Source organism: Enterobacter sp. RHBSTW-00994, assembly GCF_013782625.1.
Classification (GTDB): domain Bacteria; phylum Pseudomonadota; class Gammaproteobacteria; order Enterobacterales; family Enterobacteriaceae; genus Enterobacter.
On sequence record NZ_CP056199.1, the window covers coordinates 1680456 to 1697191 of the forward strand.

A 16736-nucleotide genomic window follows, 5' to 3' on the forward strand; every position below is an offset into this window, starting at 1 on the left:
GATGGCGCTTTTTGAACAGGACTATCCGCGTGACTTGCGCGGATATGCGGGGAAACCACCGCATGCGCAGTGGCCAAACCAGGCCCGTATTGCCGTCCAGTTTGTTCTCAATTACGAAGAGGGGGCGGAGAACCATGTGCTGCATGGTGACGCGGGTTCTGAGCAATTTCTCTCGGACATCATCGGAGCAGCCAGCTACCCGGACCGACATATGTCGATGGATTCCCTCTATGAATACGGCAGCCGGGCCGGGTTCTGGCGTATCCATAATGAATTTAGCCGGCGCGGGCTGCCTTTAACGGTCTTCGGCGTGGCGATGGGGCTGGCGCGCCATCCTGATATCGTCGGGGCTATTAAAACCGCGAATTACGATGTCGTCAGCCACGGCTGGCGCTGGATCCACTATCAGAATATGGACATCGCTCAGGAGCGCGAGCACCTGCAAAAAGCGGTGCACGTTCTGACCGATCTGTTTGGCAAGCCGCCAACGGGTTGGTACACCGGACGCGACAGCCCCAACACCCGTCAGCTGGTGGTGGAGCACGGTGGGTTTGACTATGACAGTGACTACTACGGTGACGATTTACCTTTCTGGACTGAGGTGGCGTGCAGTGACGGCGCACGCAAGCCGCACCTGATTGTGCCCTATACCCTTGATGCCAACGACATGCGTTTCGCCACGGCGCAAGGGTTCAACACCGCAGAGCAGTTCTACACCTATCTGAAAGACAGCTTTGATGTGCTCTACGAAGAGGGCGAAGACGCTCCCAAAATGATGTCCATTGGCATGCACTGCCGTCTTTTGGGACGTCCGGGACGGTTCCGCGCACTGCAACGTTTTCTGGATTACGTCCAGCAGCATGACCGCGTGTGGGTCTGTACGCGCCAGCAGATCGCCGATCACTGGCGGGAAGCGCATCCTTTCCAGAGATAAAGATCATCCAGACTTCTCTGCTGCCTGGAGGGGGGAGCGCAGTGCGAAGCACCGATTTTCTGCGGGGCCGCGGGGATGGATAAGAGGGAGCGCGGCCCCCTTATCCCGTTCACGGGTTGAGAAATGACAATATTCACAGGTCAAAAGGTGAACGGCGTTAACCGCATAGTCCGTCAACTGGACATTAAACTCACCTGTGCCCCCACAATCCTCCACCCGTAAGAAAATCTCACCCACGTCTGTTGCTGGCGTCCAATTCGCTCCGTTCCCTCACGCGTAAACTCCGTACTGCACACTGCATAATCCTCCCCAAAAGTGGTGATCACCGTATGGCGCAACACCCGCTGCAATCCGGCTGAAGGGCGCGCGGCACGAAAAGCACGGATCTCATCAATACCGTACAGGTTTTCTCCCGCCCCCAGTCGCACGGTGTTTTTGTCATGCCAGAAGAGTTCATCCAGCACCGCAATATTGTTACTGACCAGCGCATCCTCATAGCGATAAAACGCTGCGGTGACGTCGGCCAGTACCCATGGCAGGTTAATGTCATCGTGACTGATCATTGCACCATCTCCGCTGGACGGGCATCGGTGATCCCGCTCTCTTCCAGTACCCGCGCAACACGCAGGCAGGCCTGTTCGTTAAACGGCGCAGCAATCAGTTGCAGGCCAATGGGAAGTCCTTCAGAGGTACGCAGCGGTACGGTCGTGACCGGTAGCCCTAAAAACGAAATTGGTTGAGTGAGCATCCCCATGCTGGCGCGAACTGGCAGTGACTGACCGTTGATCTCCATTGTTTGCTCACCAATCCGCGTAGCACTGCAGGGTGTGGCGGGGGCGATCAGCACGTCGGCTTGGGTAAACAGGGCTTTGCATGTCTGCTGGGCGTGGCGACGAAAACGCTGAGCCTGGATATACCAGGCAGAAGGGATCATCGCCCCTGCCAGCAGGCGTTCACGGGAGTGCGGTTCAAACCGCTCCGGTAGGGTGCGAAGCGCCGGAAGATACTGATTTCCCCCCTCTGATGCGCTGATGATAAAGGCAGCTGAACGGGCCAGTTCCGCCTCCGGGAAAAGCAATTCGTCGCGCACATCAAGCGCTTTTGCCACGCGTGCAACGGCATCACGCGCATCGCTGTCGCTCCAGGTCGCGAAGTACCCGCCGAGCACAGCGCAACGCAATCCCTCCAGCCCTCTTGAAAGCAACGGACGGGTTTGCTCCCGCGAACTCTCCGCCTGAAAACCGTCACTGGTATCGCGTCCCTGAAGGGCATCGTAAACCGATGCGAGATCGCTCACCCGACGGGCGAAAGGGCCGATATGATCCAGGCTGGCGACAAACGGGTGGCTGCCGGAACGGGAAAGGCGGCCAAAGGTTGGCTTCAGCCCGTAGAGTCCGCATAAAGAGGCGGGCACGCGAATGGAGCCGTTGGTGTCTGTCCCGAGAGAAAAATGGACCAGGCCAGAGGCCACGGCCGCAGCTGATCCTCCCGACGACCCTCCGGCAATGCGCGCCAGATCGTGCGGGTTGTGTGTCGCACCGTAGTGGCTGTTTTCGGTCGTAAACCCGTAAGCGTAGGCATCCATGTTGACCATTCCGGAGAGCAATCCTCCGGCGCTACGCAACTGACGCACCGCAAAACAATCTGCCGTGGCGGCAGGACGCTGGCTGAACAGCTCCGCGCCGGCGAGGGTGGTATGCCCGGCAACATCAAACAGATTTTTCACCGCGTAGGGAATTCCGGCCAGCGGCGGCAGGGGACGTTTCTCCCGACGCAGGGTATCGATATTGTCGGCCTCCGCCAGCATCCGTTCTTCGGTGATGGCGGTCCAGGCGTTGATCTGCGGGTTTAGGTCAGCGATAGCATCCAGTGTCTGACGCGCAATCTCGCGGGCGCTGAGTTCGCCTGCGGCTAACGCCCGCTGGATTTCACTCATACTCATGGCGTGTAGCATCATGCTTTATATACTCCTGCGATCTCCAGACGGTCATCCAGTGGCAATGCCATCAACGGCGCAGCCATGGCCGCAATGCGGCTGAACTGGAGCTGTAGCTCGGTGCGGCGAGCGTCATCCAGTTCGACGCCCAGAAGGGACTCCATCTGGGCCAGGTAGGTATGCCAGTCGGGTTGGGGGGTAGTCATGGGTGGGTTTCTCCTCAGAATCCGGCGGCGGAGCCGTTGCTGCGTGGGTCGAATGCGCCTTCAAACAGGCCGTTGGGGTGGCGAACAATCGCCCCTGCGTGCCCCATCGCTTCGCTAAAGTCCGGGAACACTTCGACGTCATGGCCCAGCGCCCGCAGATGGTCAAGCGTGTGCGATGAGAAGCGTCCCTCCAGTTTTAAGGTGTCGGAGGTTTGGCCCCAGGTGCGCCCCAGTAGCCAGCGCGGGCGGGTGATGCTCTCCTGTAGCGGCACGCCCTGGATCACATAGCGTGTAAACAGGGCTGCCTGGGTCTGCGGTTGTCCGTCACCGCCCATAGAGCCATAGACCATCACCCGTCCGTCATGCAGTCTTGCCGCTGCCGGGTTCAGGGTATGGAACGGTTGTTTACCGGGGGCGAGGGCCAGAAGGTGGGCAGGATCGAGACTGAAAGATGCCCCACGGTTTTGCCAGACAATCCCCGTGTCGGGCAGGACCACGCCGCTGCCAAATTCATGGTAAATGCTCTGGATAAACGAGACAGCAAGGCCACTGCTGTCCATGACACCCATCCACACCGTGTCCCCTGGGCCTTTACCTGTGCCCCACGGCGCAGCCTGGTTATCGTCAATTCGCCCAGCCAGCGCCTGAAGTTTGGCGGACTCCAGCAGGCCCTGAATATCCGTTTTCAGATCGCGCGGATCGGTGATGTGGGCATCCCGCAGACCAAAGGCCAGTTTGGTGGCTTCCACAATGCGGTGCAGGGTGGTCGCGTCATCGGCATCCGCCATGTTAAGGCAATCGGTGATCCCGAGGATGGCCAGTGACACCAGCCCCTGCGTGGGTGGCGCGAGGTTCCACACCTCGCCCTGCTGATGCTGTAGCCTGAGTGGTGTGGTCCGCCGCGCGACGTGCTGATTCAGATCGGCAAGGGTGATGGGAAGGCCATATTTTTCCATGCCGTGGGCCAGACATTCCGCCAGCGGACCACGGTAAAAACTGTCCAGCCCCTCTTCGGCCAACTGTGTCAGGGTAGAGGCCAGCGCAGGCTGATAAAAACGGCTCCCGACCTGAGGAGGTTCACCGTCCACAAGCCAGGTCTCGGCAAAACCGGGAACCTCTTTCAATTCGGCTAATTTACTGGCCGTGGCACTGGCCTGAGAGGCCGTAACCGGCGTGCCGTTCCGCGCGTAACCAATGGCATCAGACAGCAGGCGACTCAATGGCAGCGCCTTGCCGCACATTTCGTGCGAAACCTTCAGTGCTTCGTCCCAACCGCTCACCGTGCCTGCCACGGTGAGGGCGGCACGCGGGCCGCGATGAGGGATATGCGCGTGATCGCGGTAGGCGTCCAGCGTCGCCAGCGAGCCTGCCGCACCGCTGGCATCGATAGCAACCGGCTCGCCATCGGGTGGGATGATAAGCCAGAAGCCATCGCCGCCCAGACCGTTCATATGGGGATAGACAACGGCTATCGTGGCGGCTGCCGCGACCATCGCCTCAATGGCGCTGCCACCTTCGCGCAAGACAGCCAGCGCGCTCTGGCTGGCAAGATGGTGGGGGGCGACCGCCATCCCGTGTACGGAAACATTACTGTGCATGGGGAGTCCTCATGACCCGAAAGAGGATCTGAGGGTTGCAAAAGCTGTTCCAGTTCTGAGAGAAAAGTTTCACGCCAGCCATAACGCATCTTTTTAATAAGATGGCATGCATAATGAAAGGCAGATACCCTACATCCATTCGCGTTGCAGTAATGCGCATTGCCGCCTGGAGTATGAGAGGCGTGCAGTGAAACGAAAGTTACAGAGGTCTTATGGAACAGCTTGATGAACGACTGAAAGGGCAGTATGGGTCACTCTCGCCGCAGGAACAGCGGGTAGCCGATTTCATTTTCGATCACTTCGACGACCTCATTAGCTACAACAGTGCCGAACTGGCACAACTGAGCGGAGTATCGAAAGCCACGGTAAGCCGCCTGTTTAAGCGTCTGGGCTACGAAAAGTATAAGGATATGCGTGAGGAGCTGCGCACGTTGCGTCAGAGCGGCATGCCGCTGACGGATAACCGTGATGCGGTACAGGGCAACACTTTGCTGGCGCGCCACTACAAGCAGGAGATGGCCAACCTGACGCAGTGGGTGAATGCCCTGGATGCCCGGCAATTTGCCGAGGCGATGGCCTGCATGGTCAGGGCGCGGCGGATCATCATTATTGGGATGCGAAATGCCTATCCTGCGGCGCTTCACCTGCGCCAGCAGCTGTTACAGGCGCGCGGCCAGGTGCTGGTGCTGCCCCAGCCGGGGCAGAGTTTGAGCGAAGAGCTGGTGGATTTCACCCCGGACGATCTGGTGGTAGTTATGGCGTTTCGCCGCCGTCCCCGCATTATTCGCCCGCTGCTGCAACAGTTGCAAACCGACGGTATTCCGGTTCTGTTGATGTGTGAGCCGCAGGCGCACGGTCTTTTTCCGCTGTCGAACTGGCAGCTTTGTGCTCCGCTCGACAGCGTATCCGCCTACGACAGCTATTCGTCGGTGAACAGTTTAATCAACCTGCTAGCCAATGCTTTTCTGCATGAGATTCTGGATAAAGGCCGCCCACGCATTCACGAGATCGCCACGCTTTACCAACAGCTGGATGAGCTGGAGCAACGATAATGGGGCGTCAGGCTGGTGCTTTGCATTAAATTGGTGCAATAAACGAAAGGGGAAATGAGTCATTATTTCCCCTTTCGTTTTTTAAATGTCTTGTATTTCCTGTCTTCGTAATGATTTTTATCCGTGAGCATCGGTTTTGTGTTCCTTGGCACATTAGTTGCAAAAGTTAACTCAACGAATCTTTTGTTTCATGTTAACGTAACGGGTAAACACCATGAAAAAACTGTTGATTGCACTGGCCGGGGTCGCTTGTCTGTTTACACAACTGCCAGCACATGCTGACCAGCTTCAGGACATTGAAAAACGCGGAACCCTCCGCATTGCCGTACCGCAGGATTTCCCACCGTTTGGTTCGGTCGGAACCGATCTCCAGCCGCAGGGCTATGACATCGATATGGCGCGCTATCTGGCGAAGCAGATGAAGCTCAAACTGCAACTGGTTCCGGTCACAAGCGCCAACCGCGTGCCGTATCTGCAAACGGATAAAGTGGATCTGGTGATCTCCAGCCTCGGTAAAAATGCCGAGCGTGAAAAGGTGATTGATTTCAGTCGCGCCTATGCGCCGTTCTTCCTCGGTGTGTTTGGCCCGAAAGGGGCAGAACTGAAAGACGCCAGTGCGCTGAGCGGTAAAACCATTGGTGTGACGCGCGGTGCAGTGGAAGACATGGTATTGACCAGCCTCGCACCGAAAGATGCCGATGTGAAACGCTACGAGGACAACAACACCACGTTGTCGGCCTATCTTTCCGGCCAGGTGCAGTACGTGGCAACCGGCAACCTTGTGGTGGCCGCAATTTCCCGCCAGAACGCGGATAAAGCCCCCGTACCGAGCTTTATGCTGAAAGATTCACCGTGCTTTATTGGCCTGAAAAAGAATGAGCCCGCTCTGAAAGCGAAAGTGGATGCGCTGATCGAGCAGGGGATCAAGGACGGTACGCTGAACGCGCTGTCGGAACAGTGGATGAAAGCCCCTCTGCCTGCAAGCCTTGGCGTTTAAGGCGAGTGAATGACAGAACAACTTCATTTTTCTGAACTCTGGCCCTATTTACCCGCTTTGCTGGCAGGGCTGTGGGTCACGGTACAACTGACCGTGATGGCGACGATTGGCGGGCTGGCTATCGGTATTTTCGGGGCCGCCATTCGCAGCGGGCGGCCGACCTGGTTCAGCCGGATCTGGGGCGGCTACGTAGAAGTGATTCGTAACACGCCGTTTGTGGTACAGCTCTTTTTTATCGTCTTCGGTCTGCCCAACATGGGGCTGAAAATGACGGCGGGGGAAGCCGCGCTGCTGGCGATGATTGTCAATCTGGGCGCTTACAGTACCGAGATTGTCCGCGCCGGGATCCAGGTGACGCCGAAAGGACAATGGGAAGCCGGGCGCGTGCTCGGTCTGACCCGTACGCAGACGTTCATCCGCGTGGTACTGCCCCCGGCGTTGCAGCGAATTTATCCCGCGCTGGTGAGCCAGTGCATTATCGTCATGCTGGGTTCGTCGGTGGTGTCTCAGGTCTCTTATGAAGAGCTGACCTTTGCCGCCAACCTGATCCAGTCACGCACGTTCCTGAGCTTTGAGGTGTATCTGGTGACGACCGGGATTTACTTAGCGCTGTCGATTATTCTGCGCCAGCTGATGATGGCAGCAGGACGCAAATGGCTGGGGGTGCAGGCATGATGACCACCTTTACCGACTGGGACATTATCCGCAACCTGTTGCTCGCCGGGCGCTGGACGGTGCTGCTTTCGCTCGTCGCCTTTGTCGGCGGGGCCATGGTGACCTTGCCGCTGCTGTTGCTGCGTCTGACGGGGGGACATACGGTAAAGCGGCTGATCCGGGGTTACATTGAGCTGTTTCAGGGGACGCCGTTGCTGATGCAACTGTTTCTGGCCTTCTTCGGCGTGGCGCTGTTTGGCATTGACGTTTCACCCTGGACTGCCGCCTCGCTGGCGTTAACGTTCTACACCAGTGCGTTTTTGCTGGATATCTGGTTTGGCAGTATCCGGGCGTTGCCAAAAGGGCAATGGGAAGCCTCGCGCTGTCTGGGGCTGAGCTTCGGGCAGACCCTGTTCAGGGTGGTTGCCCCGCAGGCGTTACGCATTGCTATTGCGCCAACGGTGGGTTTTGCCGTGCAGGTGATTAAGGGCACGGCGCTGGCGTCGATTATCGGTTTCATCGAACTGACCAAAGCCGGAACGATGCTGACCAATGTCACGTATCAGCCATTTAAAGTCTTTGCGCTGGTGGCGCTGGGCTATTTCATTCTGTGTTATCCGCTGTCGCGCTACAGCCGTTATCTGGAGACAAAATTCAATGCCTCTCATCACCATTAATCAGGTGCAGAAGTACTACGGCGACAACCACGTGCTCAAGGGTGTCGATCTGGATATCGATATGGGACAGGTGATTTCGATTATCGGGCGCAGTGGGTCTGGAAAAAGCACGCTGTTACGCTGTATCAACGGCCTTGAAGGTTATCAGGACGGCAGTATTAAACTCGGCGGCATGACCATCACCGATCGGGACTCCCAGGCGCGTGAAATCAGCCGCTCGGTAGGCATGGTGTTCCAGAACTTCAACTTGTTCCCGCACATGACGGCGCTGGAAAACGTGATGCTTGCACCACGACGGGTGCTGAAAAAAAGTGCCGACGAATGTCGCGAGCTGGCAAAGCAGATGCTGGAAAAAGTGGGGCTGGGAGACCGGCTGGATTACTCTCCCTCCAGCCTTTCTGGCGGTCAGCAGCAACGTGTGGCGATTGCCAGGGCGCTGGCGATGTCGCCTAAAGTTTTACTCTGTGACGAGATAACCTCTGCGCTTGATCCTGAACTGGTGGGCGAAGTGCTCAAAGTGCTGGAACAACTGGCAGCAGAAGGCATGACCTTGATCCTCGTCACCCATGAAATGAATTTTGCCCGCGAAGTGGGCGACCGCGTGGTGTTTATGCATCAGGGACGCGTCTGGGAGCAGGGCGACAGTAAAACGCTGTTTGCCAACCCGCAGACTACTGAGCTGAAGCAGTTTATCTCTTCTGTGCGCGGCCTCAATTAACCTAAGGACACTAAGATGGATATCGCTCAATTTCCGCAACTCAATCCGCCGCCACGTCTGTTGATGGGGCCAGGACCGATTAACGCCGACCCGCGCGCACTGCGTGCTATGTCGAGCCAGTTGATTGGTCAGTACGATCCGGCGATGACCCATTACATGAACGAAGTGATGGCGCTTTATCGTGGCGTATTTCGTACCGACAACCGCTGGACAATGCTGGTGGATGGCACGTCGCGCGCGGGGATTGAAGCGATCCTGATTTCGGCGATCCGTCCTGGTGACAAAGTGCTGGTTCCGGTCTTTGGACGCTTTGGGCATCTGCTGTGCGAAATTGCCCGGCGTTGTCGCGCAGAGGTACACACTATTGAGGTTCCATGGGGCGAGGTGTTCACCCCGGATCAGGTGGAAGATGCCATCAAGCGGGTACGTCCGCGAATGCTGCTGACGGTGCAGGGCGATACGTCAACGACCATGTTGCAACCGCTTGCTGAACTGGGGGCGATTTGCCGCCGTTACGATGTGCTGTTTTATACCGATGCCACCGCATCGCTGGGTGGTAACGCGCTGGAAACCGATGCCTGGGCGCTGGATGCCGTTTCCGCCGGGATGCAGAAATGCCTCGGAGGCCCATCAGGGACATCGCCCATTACCCTGAGCGCGCGCATGGAAGAGGCGATCCGCCGCCGCAAATGCGTGGAAGAGGGCATCCGAACGGACGCCCACCATGACGGAGTGGATGAGATGGTCTACTCCAACTACTTCGATCTCGGCATGGTGATGGACTACTGGGGGCCAGAGCGCCTGAACCACCATACCGAAGCCACCACCGCGCTGTTTGGCGCGCGCGAGTGCGCGCGTCTGATCCTGCAGGAAGGGCTGGATAACGGCATTGCGCGTCACAAACTGCACGGTGATGCGTTGCTAAAAGGCATTCAGTCGATGGGGCTGGAAACTTTCGGTGACCTGAAGCACAAGATGAATAATGTGCTGGGCGTGGTGATCCCGCAGGGGGTCAATGGTGACCAGGTGCGCAAGCTGATGCTGGAGGATTTCGGCATCGAGATCGGTACATCCTTTGGTCCACTGCATGGCAAGGTGTGGCGTATTGGTACGATGGGGTACAACGCGCGTAAAGACTGTGTGATGACCACGCTGAGTGCGCTTGAATCGGTGCTGAACTACCTGAGATTCACCACGACGCAGGGCGCGGCGATGCAGGCGGCGTGGGATCATTATCGCAGCGAGACGGCGCTATGAGTCCATTAACCCGCCAGCAGGCGGCTGAACGTGTCATGGACAGGGCAGATGAACTGGCGGCCATCAGTGAAACCCCGGATGCCCTGACCAGGGTCTCGCTTTCGCCTGAGCATTTGCAGGCTAACCAGCGTGTCGGCCAGTGGATGCAACACGCAGGGATGACCGTCTGGCAGGACAGTGTGGGAAACCTGTGTGGGCGCTATGAAGGTGAACAGGAGGGGGCGCCTGCGGTGTTGTTAGGCTCGCACCTGGACACTGTACGCAATGCCGGGCGCTACGACGGTATGCTTGGCGTGCTTACCGCCATTGAGGTGGTGGACAACCTGCATCGGCGGGGCGCACGTCTGGCGCAAGCGATTGAGATTGTAGGTTTTTGCGATGAAGAAGGGACGCGCTTTGGCATCACGCTGCTGGGCAGTCGTGGCCTGACGGGAACCTGGCCGGAGAGCTGGCTGGCAACCACTGATGCTGAAGGGATCAGCGTGGCGCAGGCAATGGTGCAGGTGGGGCTTGATCCTGCGCGGATCTCACATGCTGCGCGCAACGTGGCGGACATCAGTAGCTATCTGGAATTGCATATCGAGCAAGGGCCGTGTCTGGAGCAGAAAGGGCTGGCGCTGGGCGTTGTTGAGGCGATCAACGGGGCGCGGCGTTTGCGCTGCCAGTTTACCGGCGAGGCAGGGCACGCGGGCACTGTACCCATGAATCACCGTAAGGATGCACTTGCCGCCGCCGCAGAGTGGATGGTCGCAGTGGAGAGCACCACACAACGGCATGGTAACAATCTGGTTGCTACGGTGGGGGAGATCCGGTGTGTTCCGGGAGCGGTGAATGTGATCCCGGGTGAAGTGACGCTCTCACTCGATATTCGTGGCCCACAGGATGGCCCTCTGGATGCGCTGCTGGGCGAACTGCTGACACTGGCGGAGGCGGTTGCCGGACGTCGTGAAGTGTACTTTAGCGCCGAGGAGTTCTACCGCATTGCCGCCACACCATGCGATTTCCGTCTGCAAACCCTGATTGGGGAAGCGGTAGCCGCGGTGCAGGGGGAGTCGTTATCTCTGCCCAGCGGAGCGGGACATGATGCCATTGCCATGGCTGAGCGCTGGCCGGTCGGGATGTTGTTTATGCGCTGCAAAGGCGGTATTAGCCACCATCCGGCGGAATCGGTACAGGCTGAAGACGTGGCGCTGGCGATCGAGGCGTTTGGCCGGGCAGTCACCTCGCTGGCGGCATCCCGGTGATTTTGTGCCCTGCCTTATCCTGCTGAAACCAGGATAAGGCAGGGGCGCGTTATTGACGTCTTATGATCACCAGTAGCCCACATACAACCAGCCCCGTCCCCAGAAGTTGTTCAACTGAGATCGGTTCATCCAGCAGCCACCAGCTAAAGACGAGCGTCAGAATCGGCCCAATCAGGCCGATCAACACGGCCCTTGCCGCGCCAATACGGGAGACCGCCGACGAGAGCCAGAAGATAGGCATCACGGTAGAAAACAGAGCCATCCCGGCGCTGTAGGCATAAACCGGCCAGGGCAGGATCAGTGAGGTCAGTGGACGAACGGCAAGAAAATGGGTTTGGGTCGCCAGAACAGAAATCAGCAGTGCCAGTACCGAGAATTTGATCGCTCCCATCCGACCAATGGCGATTTCCGATCCAGCGCTGTAGATGGCGTATAAAAACGCGCAGCCCAATACCAGTGAGCCGCCGATCACGACGGAGCGTATGTCTTCTGAGACATTCAGGTCATGGACAAAGGCAACCAAAATCCCGCCATAGGCGAGAAGCATCGCCAGCAGAAGTTTCCGCTCAAAGGTTTTCCCTAAGAAGAAGACCCCGATCAGAATCGTCAGCATCGGGTAGGTGAACAAAATCAGCCGTTCCAGTCCGGCAGAGATGTACTGCAGCCCCATAAAGTCGAGCATGCTCGAGCCGTAGTACCCCACAACACCCAGCAAGAACAGCAGGGCATAATCTTTACCCCGAAGCGCCGGGCCTTTGCGCAGAACCGGAATCGCGGTAAGCAGGATAAGTGGTAAGGCCATCGACATGCGCAACATCAGCAGGGTGACGGGATCGACGGGAGCCACCTGATAGGCCAGCTTGACGAAAATGGCTTTAAACGAAAAGCCAAAGGCGGCCAGCACGGCAAGGCCGAACCCGAGCATGTGCGGAGTCAGTTTGCGCTTCAACGGACGGTTTCCTGCAACGCGTGGATCTTCTGCCACATCAGCACCGGGTTTGAGTACATCGGGAAATGCCCACAGTCCGGGATCTCAGCCAACTGTACGCCGCGTTTCTGAATGTAGTCCAGGTAGGAGAGCGTAGCGTTTTGCTCACCATACATGAACATTTTCGGACAGGGGAGATTAAGGAACTTTGCCATCAGTTCGCCGTGATCGGAGTGTTCCACCATCGAGGTAAAAATAGGGCGAACGGCTTCAGCCTGGACGTTATGCCTCAGGCGAGCGGCATACAACGCACTGGCCCAGTGGGGGGCATGCCGGGTTCGTTCGATAAAGTCGTGGAAAAATTGCACATCATCGCCTTCGGGGTAATCCAGCACCTGACGGCTCAGGAAGCAATCTTCCGGGGTGATATTGCCTTCGATATCAACAAAGCTCAGTACCCGGTCGGGGTGGGCATGAGCCAGCATCAGGGCGGTAAGTCCTCCCATCGAGTGGCCCACCAGATGAAAACGTGTAAAACCCGCCTGTTCAATCAGGTTGAGTGCTGTCTCCGCCAGAAAAGGAATCGTGATTTTTTTTAGATCGGGGCAATGGGTTTCGCCACAGCCGGGGGCGTCATATGCGAGGAAAGGGCAATCGCTAAATGCCGCATAACGCACGATATCGGCATAATCCTCTTTGGTCGAGCCAAAGCCATGCAGAAAAACAATGGGGTCTCGTGTCCCTGTTCGGTGCAGGGCCGCAACCTGCATCGGTGTACCTTTCACCGTGGCTGTATACGTCTGGCTGTGGAATTCGTGGTTCAACTCTTCTTCCTTTTTACGCATGTTGTGTCAGGAAGGTGATGATCCTGATATCCATTCGATATGTATATTCGTAATAAACTAACCCTGTGATACGTTTTATATATGAAATAAGTGAACTACTCTCTGAGGGACAATGATCAATTTCCGTATTATTCGCCATATGTGGCTGTTCCTGGCCGTCGCTGAGGAGAAACACTTTGGCCGCGCGGCCAAAAAGCTCGGGATGACGCAACCGCCGCTAACGCAGCAGATCCAGGTGCTGGAGCAGTCCCTGAAAGTGCAGCTTTTTGATCGCTCAAAGCGCAAGGTTCAGCTCACCCCCGTTGGGCTGGCAATTCTTCCGGCGGTGAAAAAATTCGCCGAGCAGGTCGAAAGGCTGGAACTGGCTATTACGGAAGCGGTTGCCGGGCACACGGGCATCCTCACCATTGGTGCAATCAGCACTGCGATGCTGGATGTGTTACCGGCGTTACTGGATAAAATGAAAACACAGTATCCTGATATTGTTATTTCGATCAAAGAGATAGACAGTGCGGAGGCGATCCCGGCCCTGCAAAACGGTGAGCTTGATCTGGCCTTTGCCCGCCTCACCGGAGATGCCGGAGACGGCGTTGAGTTATTACCCCTCTCCAGTGCGGAACTGGTAGTGGCGCTGCCGCGCCATCACCCTCTGGCCTGCCAGAGCCAAATCAACATTCGTGAATTACTGCATGAAGAGTGGGTGATGTTCTCCCGGCATCTCAGCCCGGTCTACTTTGACAGTATCACCACCGCCTGTCGCCAGGAGGGGTTTTCGCCCCGCATCATCCATGAGGCGCGTTCTGTTGCGTCACAAATCGCCTTTGTCGGCTGTGGTCAGGGGATTGCACTGGTCCCGGCTTCGCTTGAACGGTTATCCCCGGCGAGTGTGGTGACACTGCCTCTGGCTAAGCGTATCGAGGTGATCACCACGGCGGTGGCATGGTCGTCCGCCAGGGCGAATCCCCTGGCGAACAAGTTTCTGGAAATTATCAGGCAGGAATAATGTCTAGGCGACGGAGCGCACGACGTTGTCGATATCCGCGCTCACACGCACATCCTGCTCGTCAAACACCATGCAGTGGCGGTTATCAAACGCGACGTCGATCTTCTGCCACGGGGCAAATTTAACGTCGCCCGGCAGCAGGATCTTCATGTTGTCGTGGCCGTAACACTGGCCAAAGAGGTAGGTGTTATTCCCCAAACGCTCCACCACTTCACAGTTAAATTCCAGGCGTGTGCCGTGGCTGAGGTCGGTGGTTAAATGTTCCGGGCGAATACCCAGCGTGACCTGGCTACCCGGTTTCAGCGGCGTGGTGGTCTGTGTCAGGGTGAGGGATTTTTGTTGCGACAGCCGAACCGTCAGCTCACCAGGCTGCCAGGCTTCGACCGTCGCAGGCAGGAAGTTCATCTTCGGTGAGCCGATAAACCCGGCGACGAATTTATTTGCCGGTTTGTAGTAGAGATCCATCGGTGCGCCCATCTGCTCAACTTTGCCGTAGTTCATCACCACAATCTTATCGGCCAGGGTCATCGCTTCAATCTGGTCGTGGGTGACATACACCATGGTCGTTTTCAGTTCCTGGTGCAGACGTGCCAGATGCAGACGCATTTCGACACGCAGCTCGGCATCCAGGTTTGAGAGTGGTTCATCGAACATAAAGACGCGTGGGTTACGCACAATCGCGCGACCAATTGCCACGCGCTGGCGCTGACCACCGGAGAGCTGTTTAGGTTTGCGGTCCAGCAGGTGAGAAAGTTGCAGCGTTTTGGCAACCATTTCGACCTGATGGCGGATTTGGTCTTTCGGCACTTTATTGACCTTCAGCCCGTAGCCCATGTTCTCGGCCACTGTCATATGGGGATAAAGGGCATAGGACTGGAATACCATTGCCACACCGCGATGCGAGGGGGCGACATCGTTCATCACTTCATTTCCAATTAACACCTCACCGTCGCTGACCTCTTCCAGACCGGCAATCATGCGCAGCAGCGTTGATTTACCGCAGCCAGAGGGACCGACAAAGACGGCAAACTCGCCGTCTTCGATATCAAGATTCACATTGTGCAAGGTGACGGTGTCGCCAAAGCGTTTGGTGACATTCCTCAATTGTATGTTCGACATCTGTATTCCCCGAGTAAACCGCCGATTATGTTTTACGTATAACAATCATGTTCAACATGGCCGGACGGTGCAATTTGTCTGCAATGACTATAACTTCCAGTATTCACGCGCCATATATAGATATTCCATTAATGTTATGACGATCACACAACTTACAGTTTTTTGTAGAGTTATCATGATGTGAAGGGTAGCGTATAACAAACCAAAGGCATTCGATGTCATGCCTCTTAAGCCAGTTTCTATGGGTTATCTGGTGCGGGGTGTTGATGTTTACATGCCATAATAATCCTAAAATTGTTATACCTTCACATGAGGTTGATAATGAAAAAGAACATACTCGCTGCTCTGATCCTCTCTACGCTCGCGATGCAGGTCCATGCCACCTCGCAGCTTAATGTCTGGGAAGACATCAAAAAGTCGTCCGGTATTAAAGATGCGGTCGCCGATTTTGAAAAACAGTACGACGTTAAGGTCAATGTGCAGGAGATGCCTTACGCGCAGCAACTGGAAAAACTGCGTCTGGATGGCCCGGCGGGTATTGGCCCCGATGTCCTGGTGATCCCTAATGATCAACTGGGCGGCGCTGTCGTGCAAGGGTTGTTAACCCCCCTGAATCTGGAGGCTAAACAGACAGAACAATACACACCGGCCTCCATCAATGCCTTCAAGATGGACAATACGCTGTACGGTGTGCCAAAAGCCGTGGAAACCCTGGTGCTGATCTATAACAAGGATCTGATTGATAAGCCGCTGAATACCTTGCAGGAGTGGTACGACTTTTCAAAGCAGCAGCGTGCAAAAAACCAGTATGGCCTGCTGGCCAAGTTTGACCAGATTTACTACAGCTGGGGAGCGATTGCCCCCATGGGGGGTTACATCTTCGGGAAAAACGACAAAGGCGGGTTTAATGCGAAAGATGTCGGCCTGAACAAGCCCGGAGCGGTTGAGGCTGTTACCTTCCTGAAGAAATTCTACGCGGATGGCATTTTCCCGGCCGGGACCATTGGCGACAACGGATTGAACGCGATTGACTCGTTATTTACCGAGAAAAAAGCGGCGGCAGTGATCAACGGCCCGTGGGCATTCCAGCCCTACGAAGCGGCAGGCATTAATTACGGCGTGGTTCCGCTGCCTGCGTTGCCGGACGGTAAGCCGATGAGCTCCTTCCTCGGGGTCAAAGGCTATGTCGTGTCGACCTGGAGCAAAGACAAAGCTCTGTCGCAGAAATTCATCGAGTTCATCAACCAGCCGCAGTACGTAAAAACGCGCTATATCGCGACGCGTGAAATTCCGCCGTTGACCGCGATGATTGACGATCCGGTGATCAAGAATGATGAGAAAGCCAGCGCCGTGGCCATTCAGGCTGCGCGGGCATCCGCCATGCCAGGCATTCCTGAAATGGGCGAAGTCTGGGGACCGGCTAACGCTGCGCTGGAGCTGAGCCTGACCGGCAAGCAGGATCCGAAAGCGGCGCTGGATAGCGCAGAAAAACAGATCCAGATGCAAATTGAAGCCATGCAGGCCAGTAACCAGTAATTTTCTGACGTAGCAGAACGGGAGAGCACTCT

17 protein-coding genes are annotated in these 16736 nt (G+C 56.6%); 10 read left to right on the plus strand and 7 right to left on the minus strand.

What is annotated here, in order from left to right:
- Nucleotide 1: 1 nt before the first annotated feature.
- A complete protein-coding gene (puuE, locus tag HV346_RS07850) occupies nt 2–934 on the plus strand; it encodes an allantoinase PuuE (protein ID WP_181622961.1) in 933 nt (310 codons plus the stop codon).
- Between the two features lie 173 nt (nt 935–1107).
- Here the strand turns inward: puuE and hpxZ are convergent, their stop codons facing one another.
- Genes hpxZ through HV346_RS07870 form a run of 4 tightly spaced genes read right to left on the minus strand, consistent with a single transcriptional unit; the run spans nt 1108 to nt 4674 of the window.
- Nucleotides 1108–1497 carry an oxalurate catabolism protein HpxZ gene (gene hpxZ / locus HV346_RS07855; protein WP_181622962.1) on the minus strand — a complete coding sequence of 130 codons (390 nt, stop codon included), beginning with the start codon at nt 1495–1497 and terminating at the stop codon, nt 1108–1110.
- Nucleotides 1494–2891: an AtzE family amidohydrolase gene (locus HV346_RS07860; RefSeq protein WP_181622963.1), complete on the minus strand. Its 1398-nt coding sequence runs from the start codon at nt 2889–2891 to the stop codon at nt 1494–1496. The genes hpxZ and HV346_RS07860 overlap by 4 nt, the downstream gene beginning before the upstream one ends.
- Nucleotides 2888–3076, minus strand: coding sequence for an oxalurate catabolism protein HpxX (gene hpxX, locus HV346_RS07865; protein ID WP_181622964.1), 189 nt, complete (start codon nt 3074–3076; stop codon nt 2888–2890). The genes HV346_RS07860 and hpxX overlap by 4 nt, the downstream gene beginning before the upstream one ends.
- Before the next feature lie 14 nt (nt 3077–3090).
- Nucleotides 3091–4674 carry a gamma-glutamyltransferase family protein gene (locus HV346_RS07870; protein WP_181622965.1) on the minus strand — a complete coding sequence of 528 codons (1584 nt, stop codon included), beginning with the start codon at nt 4672–4674 and terminating at the stop codon, nt 3091–3093.
- A gap of 212 nt (nt 4675–4886) precedes the next feature.
- On the opposite strand from HV346_RS07870, the gene hpxU reads away from it, so the two are divergent.
- The 7 genes from hpxU to hpxK all read left to right on the plus strand — a co-directional run bounded on the left by hpxU (nt 4887) and on the right by hpxK (nt 11273).
- On the plus strand, nt 4887–5726 hold the full coding sequence (gene hpxU / locus HV346_RS07875) for a MurR/RpiR family transcriptional regulator HpxU (RefSeq protein WP_181622966.1): 840 nt from the start codon (nt 4887–4889) through the stop codon (nt 5724–5726).
- 214 nt (nt 5727–5940) lie between these two features.
- Nucleotides 5941–6723 carry a transporter substrate-binding domain-containing protein gene (locus HV346_RS07880; protein ID WP_181622967.1) on the plus strand — a complete coding sequence of 261 codons (783 nt, stop codon included), beginning with the start codon at nt 5941–5943 and terminating at the stop codon, nt 6721–6723.
- A gap of 9 nt (nt 6724–6732) precedes the next feature.
- A complete protein-coding gene (locus HV346_RS07885) occupies nt 6733–7398 on the plus strand; it encodes an amino acid ABC transporter permease (protein ID WP_181622968.1) in 666 nt (221 codons plus the stop codon).
- On the plus strand, nt 7398–8054 hold the full coding sequence (locus HV346_RS07890; protein ID WP_181623721.1) for an amino acid ABC transporter permease: 657 nt from the start codon (nt 7398–7400) through the stop codon (nt 8052–8054). The genes HV346_RS07885 and HV346_RS07890 overlap by 1 nt, the downstream gene beginning before the upstream one ends.
- Nucleotides 8035–8772: an amino acid ABC transporter ATP-binding protein gene (locus HV346_RS07895; protein WP_181622969.1), complete on the plus strand. Its 738-nt coding sequence runs from the start codon at nt 8035–8037 to the stop codon at nt 8770–8772. The genes HV346_RS07890 and HV346_RS07895 overlap by 20 nt, the downstream gene beginning before the upstream one ends.
- A 15-nt stretch (nt 8773–8787) precedes the next feature.
- Nucleotides 8788–10029: an alanine--glyoxylate aminotransferase family protein gene (locus tag HV346_RS07900; RefSeq protein WP_181622970.1), complete on the plus strand. Its 1242-nt coding sequence runs from the start codon at nt 8788–8790 to the stop codon at nt 10027–10029.
- On the plus strand, nt 10026–11273 hold the full coding sequence (gene hpxK, locus HV346_RS07905) for an allantoate amidohydrolase (RefSeq protein ID WP_181622971.1): 1248 nt from the start codon (nt 10026–10028) through the stop codon (nt 11271–11273). The genes HV346_RS07900 and hpxK overlap by 4 nt, the downstream gene beginning before the upstream one ends.
- 49 nt (nt 11274–11322) lie before the next feature.
- Here hpxK and HV346_RS07910 read toward each other — a convergent pair whose 3' ends face one another.
- The gene (locus HV346_RS07910) at nt 11323–12258 is read right to left on the minus strand and encodes a DMT family transporter (RefSeq protein ID WP_249415130.1); all 936 of its coding nucleotides are present in this window, start codon (nt 12256–12258) and stop codon (nt 11323–11325) included.
- Complete coding sequence (locus HV346_RS07915) at nt 12219–13046, minus strand: alpha/beta hydrolase (RefSeq protein WP_181622972.1); 828 nt, start codon at nt 13044–13046, stop codon at nt 12219–12221. The genes HV346_RS07910 and HV346_RS07915 overlap by 40 nt, the downstream gene beginning before the upstream one ends.
- Nucleotides 13047–13158: 112 nt before the next feature.
- On the opposite strand from HV346_RS07915, the gene HV346_RS07920 reads away from it, so the two are divergent.
- On the plus strand, nt 13159–14049 hold the full coding sequence (locus HV346_RS07920; RefSeq protein ID WP_181622973.1) for a LysR family transcriptional regulator: 891 nt from the start codon (nt 13159–13161) through the stop codon (nt 14047–14049).
- Between the two features lie 3 nt (nt 14050–14052).
- Here the strand turns inward: HV346_RS07920 and HV346_RS07925 are convergent, their stop codons facing one another.
- Nucleotides 14053–15168 (minus strand): ABC transporter ATP-binding protein, encoded by a 1116-nt coding sequence (locus HV346_RS07925; protein ID WP_181622974.1) that lies wholly within the window; start codon nt 15166–15168, stop codon nt 14053–14055.
- Nucleotides 15169–15489: 321 nt separating this feature from the next.
- On the opposite strand from HV346_RS07925, the gene HV346_RS07930 reads away from it, so the two are divergent.
- Complete coding sequence (locus HV346_RS07930) at nt 15490–16704, plus strand: extracellular solute-binding protein (RefSeq protein WP_181622975.1); 1215 nt, start codon at nt 15490–15492, stop codon at nt 16702–16704.
- Nucleotides 16705–16736 lie beyond the last annotated feature (32 nt).

Coding starts and splice junctions, on each gene's coding strand:
- puuE (WP_181622961.1), top strand. CDS start 2: ATGGCGCTTTTTGAACAGGACTATCCGCGTGACTTGCGCGGATATGCG.
- hpxZ (WP_181622962.1), bottom strand. CDS start 1,497: ATGATCAGTCACGATGACATTAACCTGCCATGGGTACTGGCCGACGTC.
- HV346_RS07860 (WP_181622963.1), bottom strand. CDS start 2,891: ATGATGCTACACGCCATGAGTATGAGTGAAATCCAGCGGGCGTTAGCC.
- hpxX (WP_181622964.1), bottom strand. CDS start 3,076: ATGACTACCCCCCAACCCGACTGGCATACCTACCTGGCCCAGATGGAG.
- HV346_RS07870 (WP_181622965.1), bottom strand. CDS start 4,674: ATGCACAGTAATGTTTCCGTACACGGGATGGCGGTCGCCCCCCACCAT.
- hpxU (WP_181622966.1), top strand. CDS start 4,887: ATGGAACAGCTTGATGAACGACTGAAAGGGCAGTATGGGTCACTCTCG.
- HV346_RS07880 (WP_181622967.1), top strand. CDS start 5,941: ATGAAAAAACTGTTGATTGCACTGGCCGGGGTCGCTTGTCTGTTTACA.
- HV346_RS07885 (WP_181622968.1), top strand. CDS start 6,733: ATGACAGAACAACTTCATTTTTCTGAACTCTGGCCCTATTTACCCGCT.
- HV346_RS07890 (WP_181623721.1), top strand. CDS start 7,398: ATGACCACCTTTACCGACTGGGACATTATCCGCAACCTGTTGCTCGCC.
- HV346_RS07895 (WP_181622969.1), top strand. CDS start 8,035: ATGCCTCTCATCACCATTAATCAGGTGCAGAAGTACTACGGCGACAAC.
- HV346_RS07900 (WP_181622970.1), top strand. CDS start 8,788: ATGGATATCGCTCAATTTCCGCAACTCAATCCGCCGCCACGTCTGTTG.
- hpxK (WP_181622971.1), top strand. CDS start 10,026: ATGAGTCCATTAACCCGCCAGCAGGCGGCTGAACGTGTCATGGACAGG.
- HV346_RS07915 (WP_181622972.1), bottom strand. CDS start 13,046: ATGCGTAAAAAGGAAGAAGAGTTGAACCACGAATTCCACAGCCAGACG.
- HV346_RS07920 (WP_181622973.1), top strand. CDS start 13,159: ATGATCAATTTCCGTATTATTCGCCATATGTGGCTGTTCCTGGCCGTC.
- HV346_RS07925 (WP_181622974.1), bottom strand. CDS start 15,168: ATGTCGAACATACAATTGAGGAATGTCACCAAACGCTTTGGCGACACC.
- HV346_RS07930 (WP_181622975.1), top strand. CDS start 15,490: ATGAAAAAGAACATACTCGCTGCTCTGATCCTCTCTACGCTCGCGATG.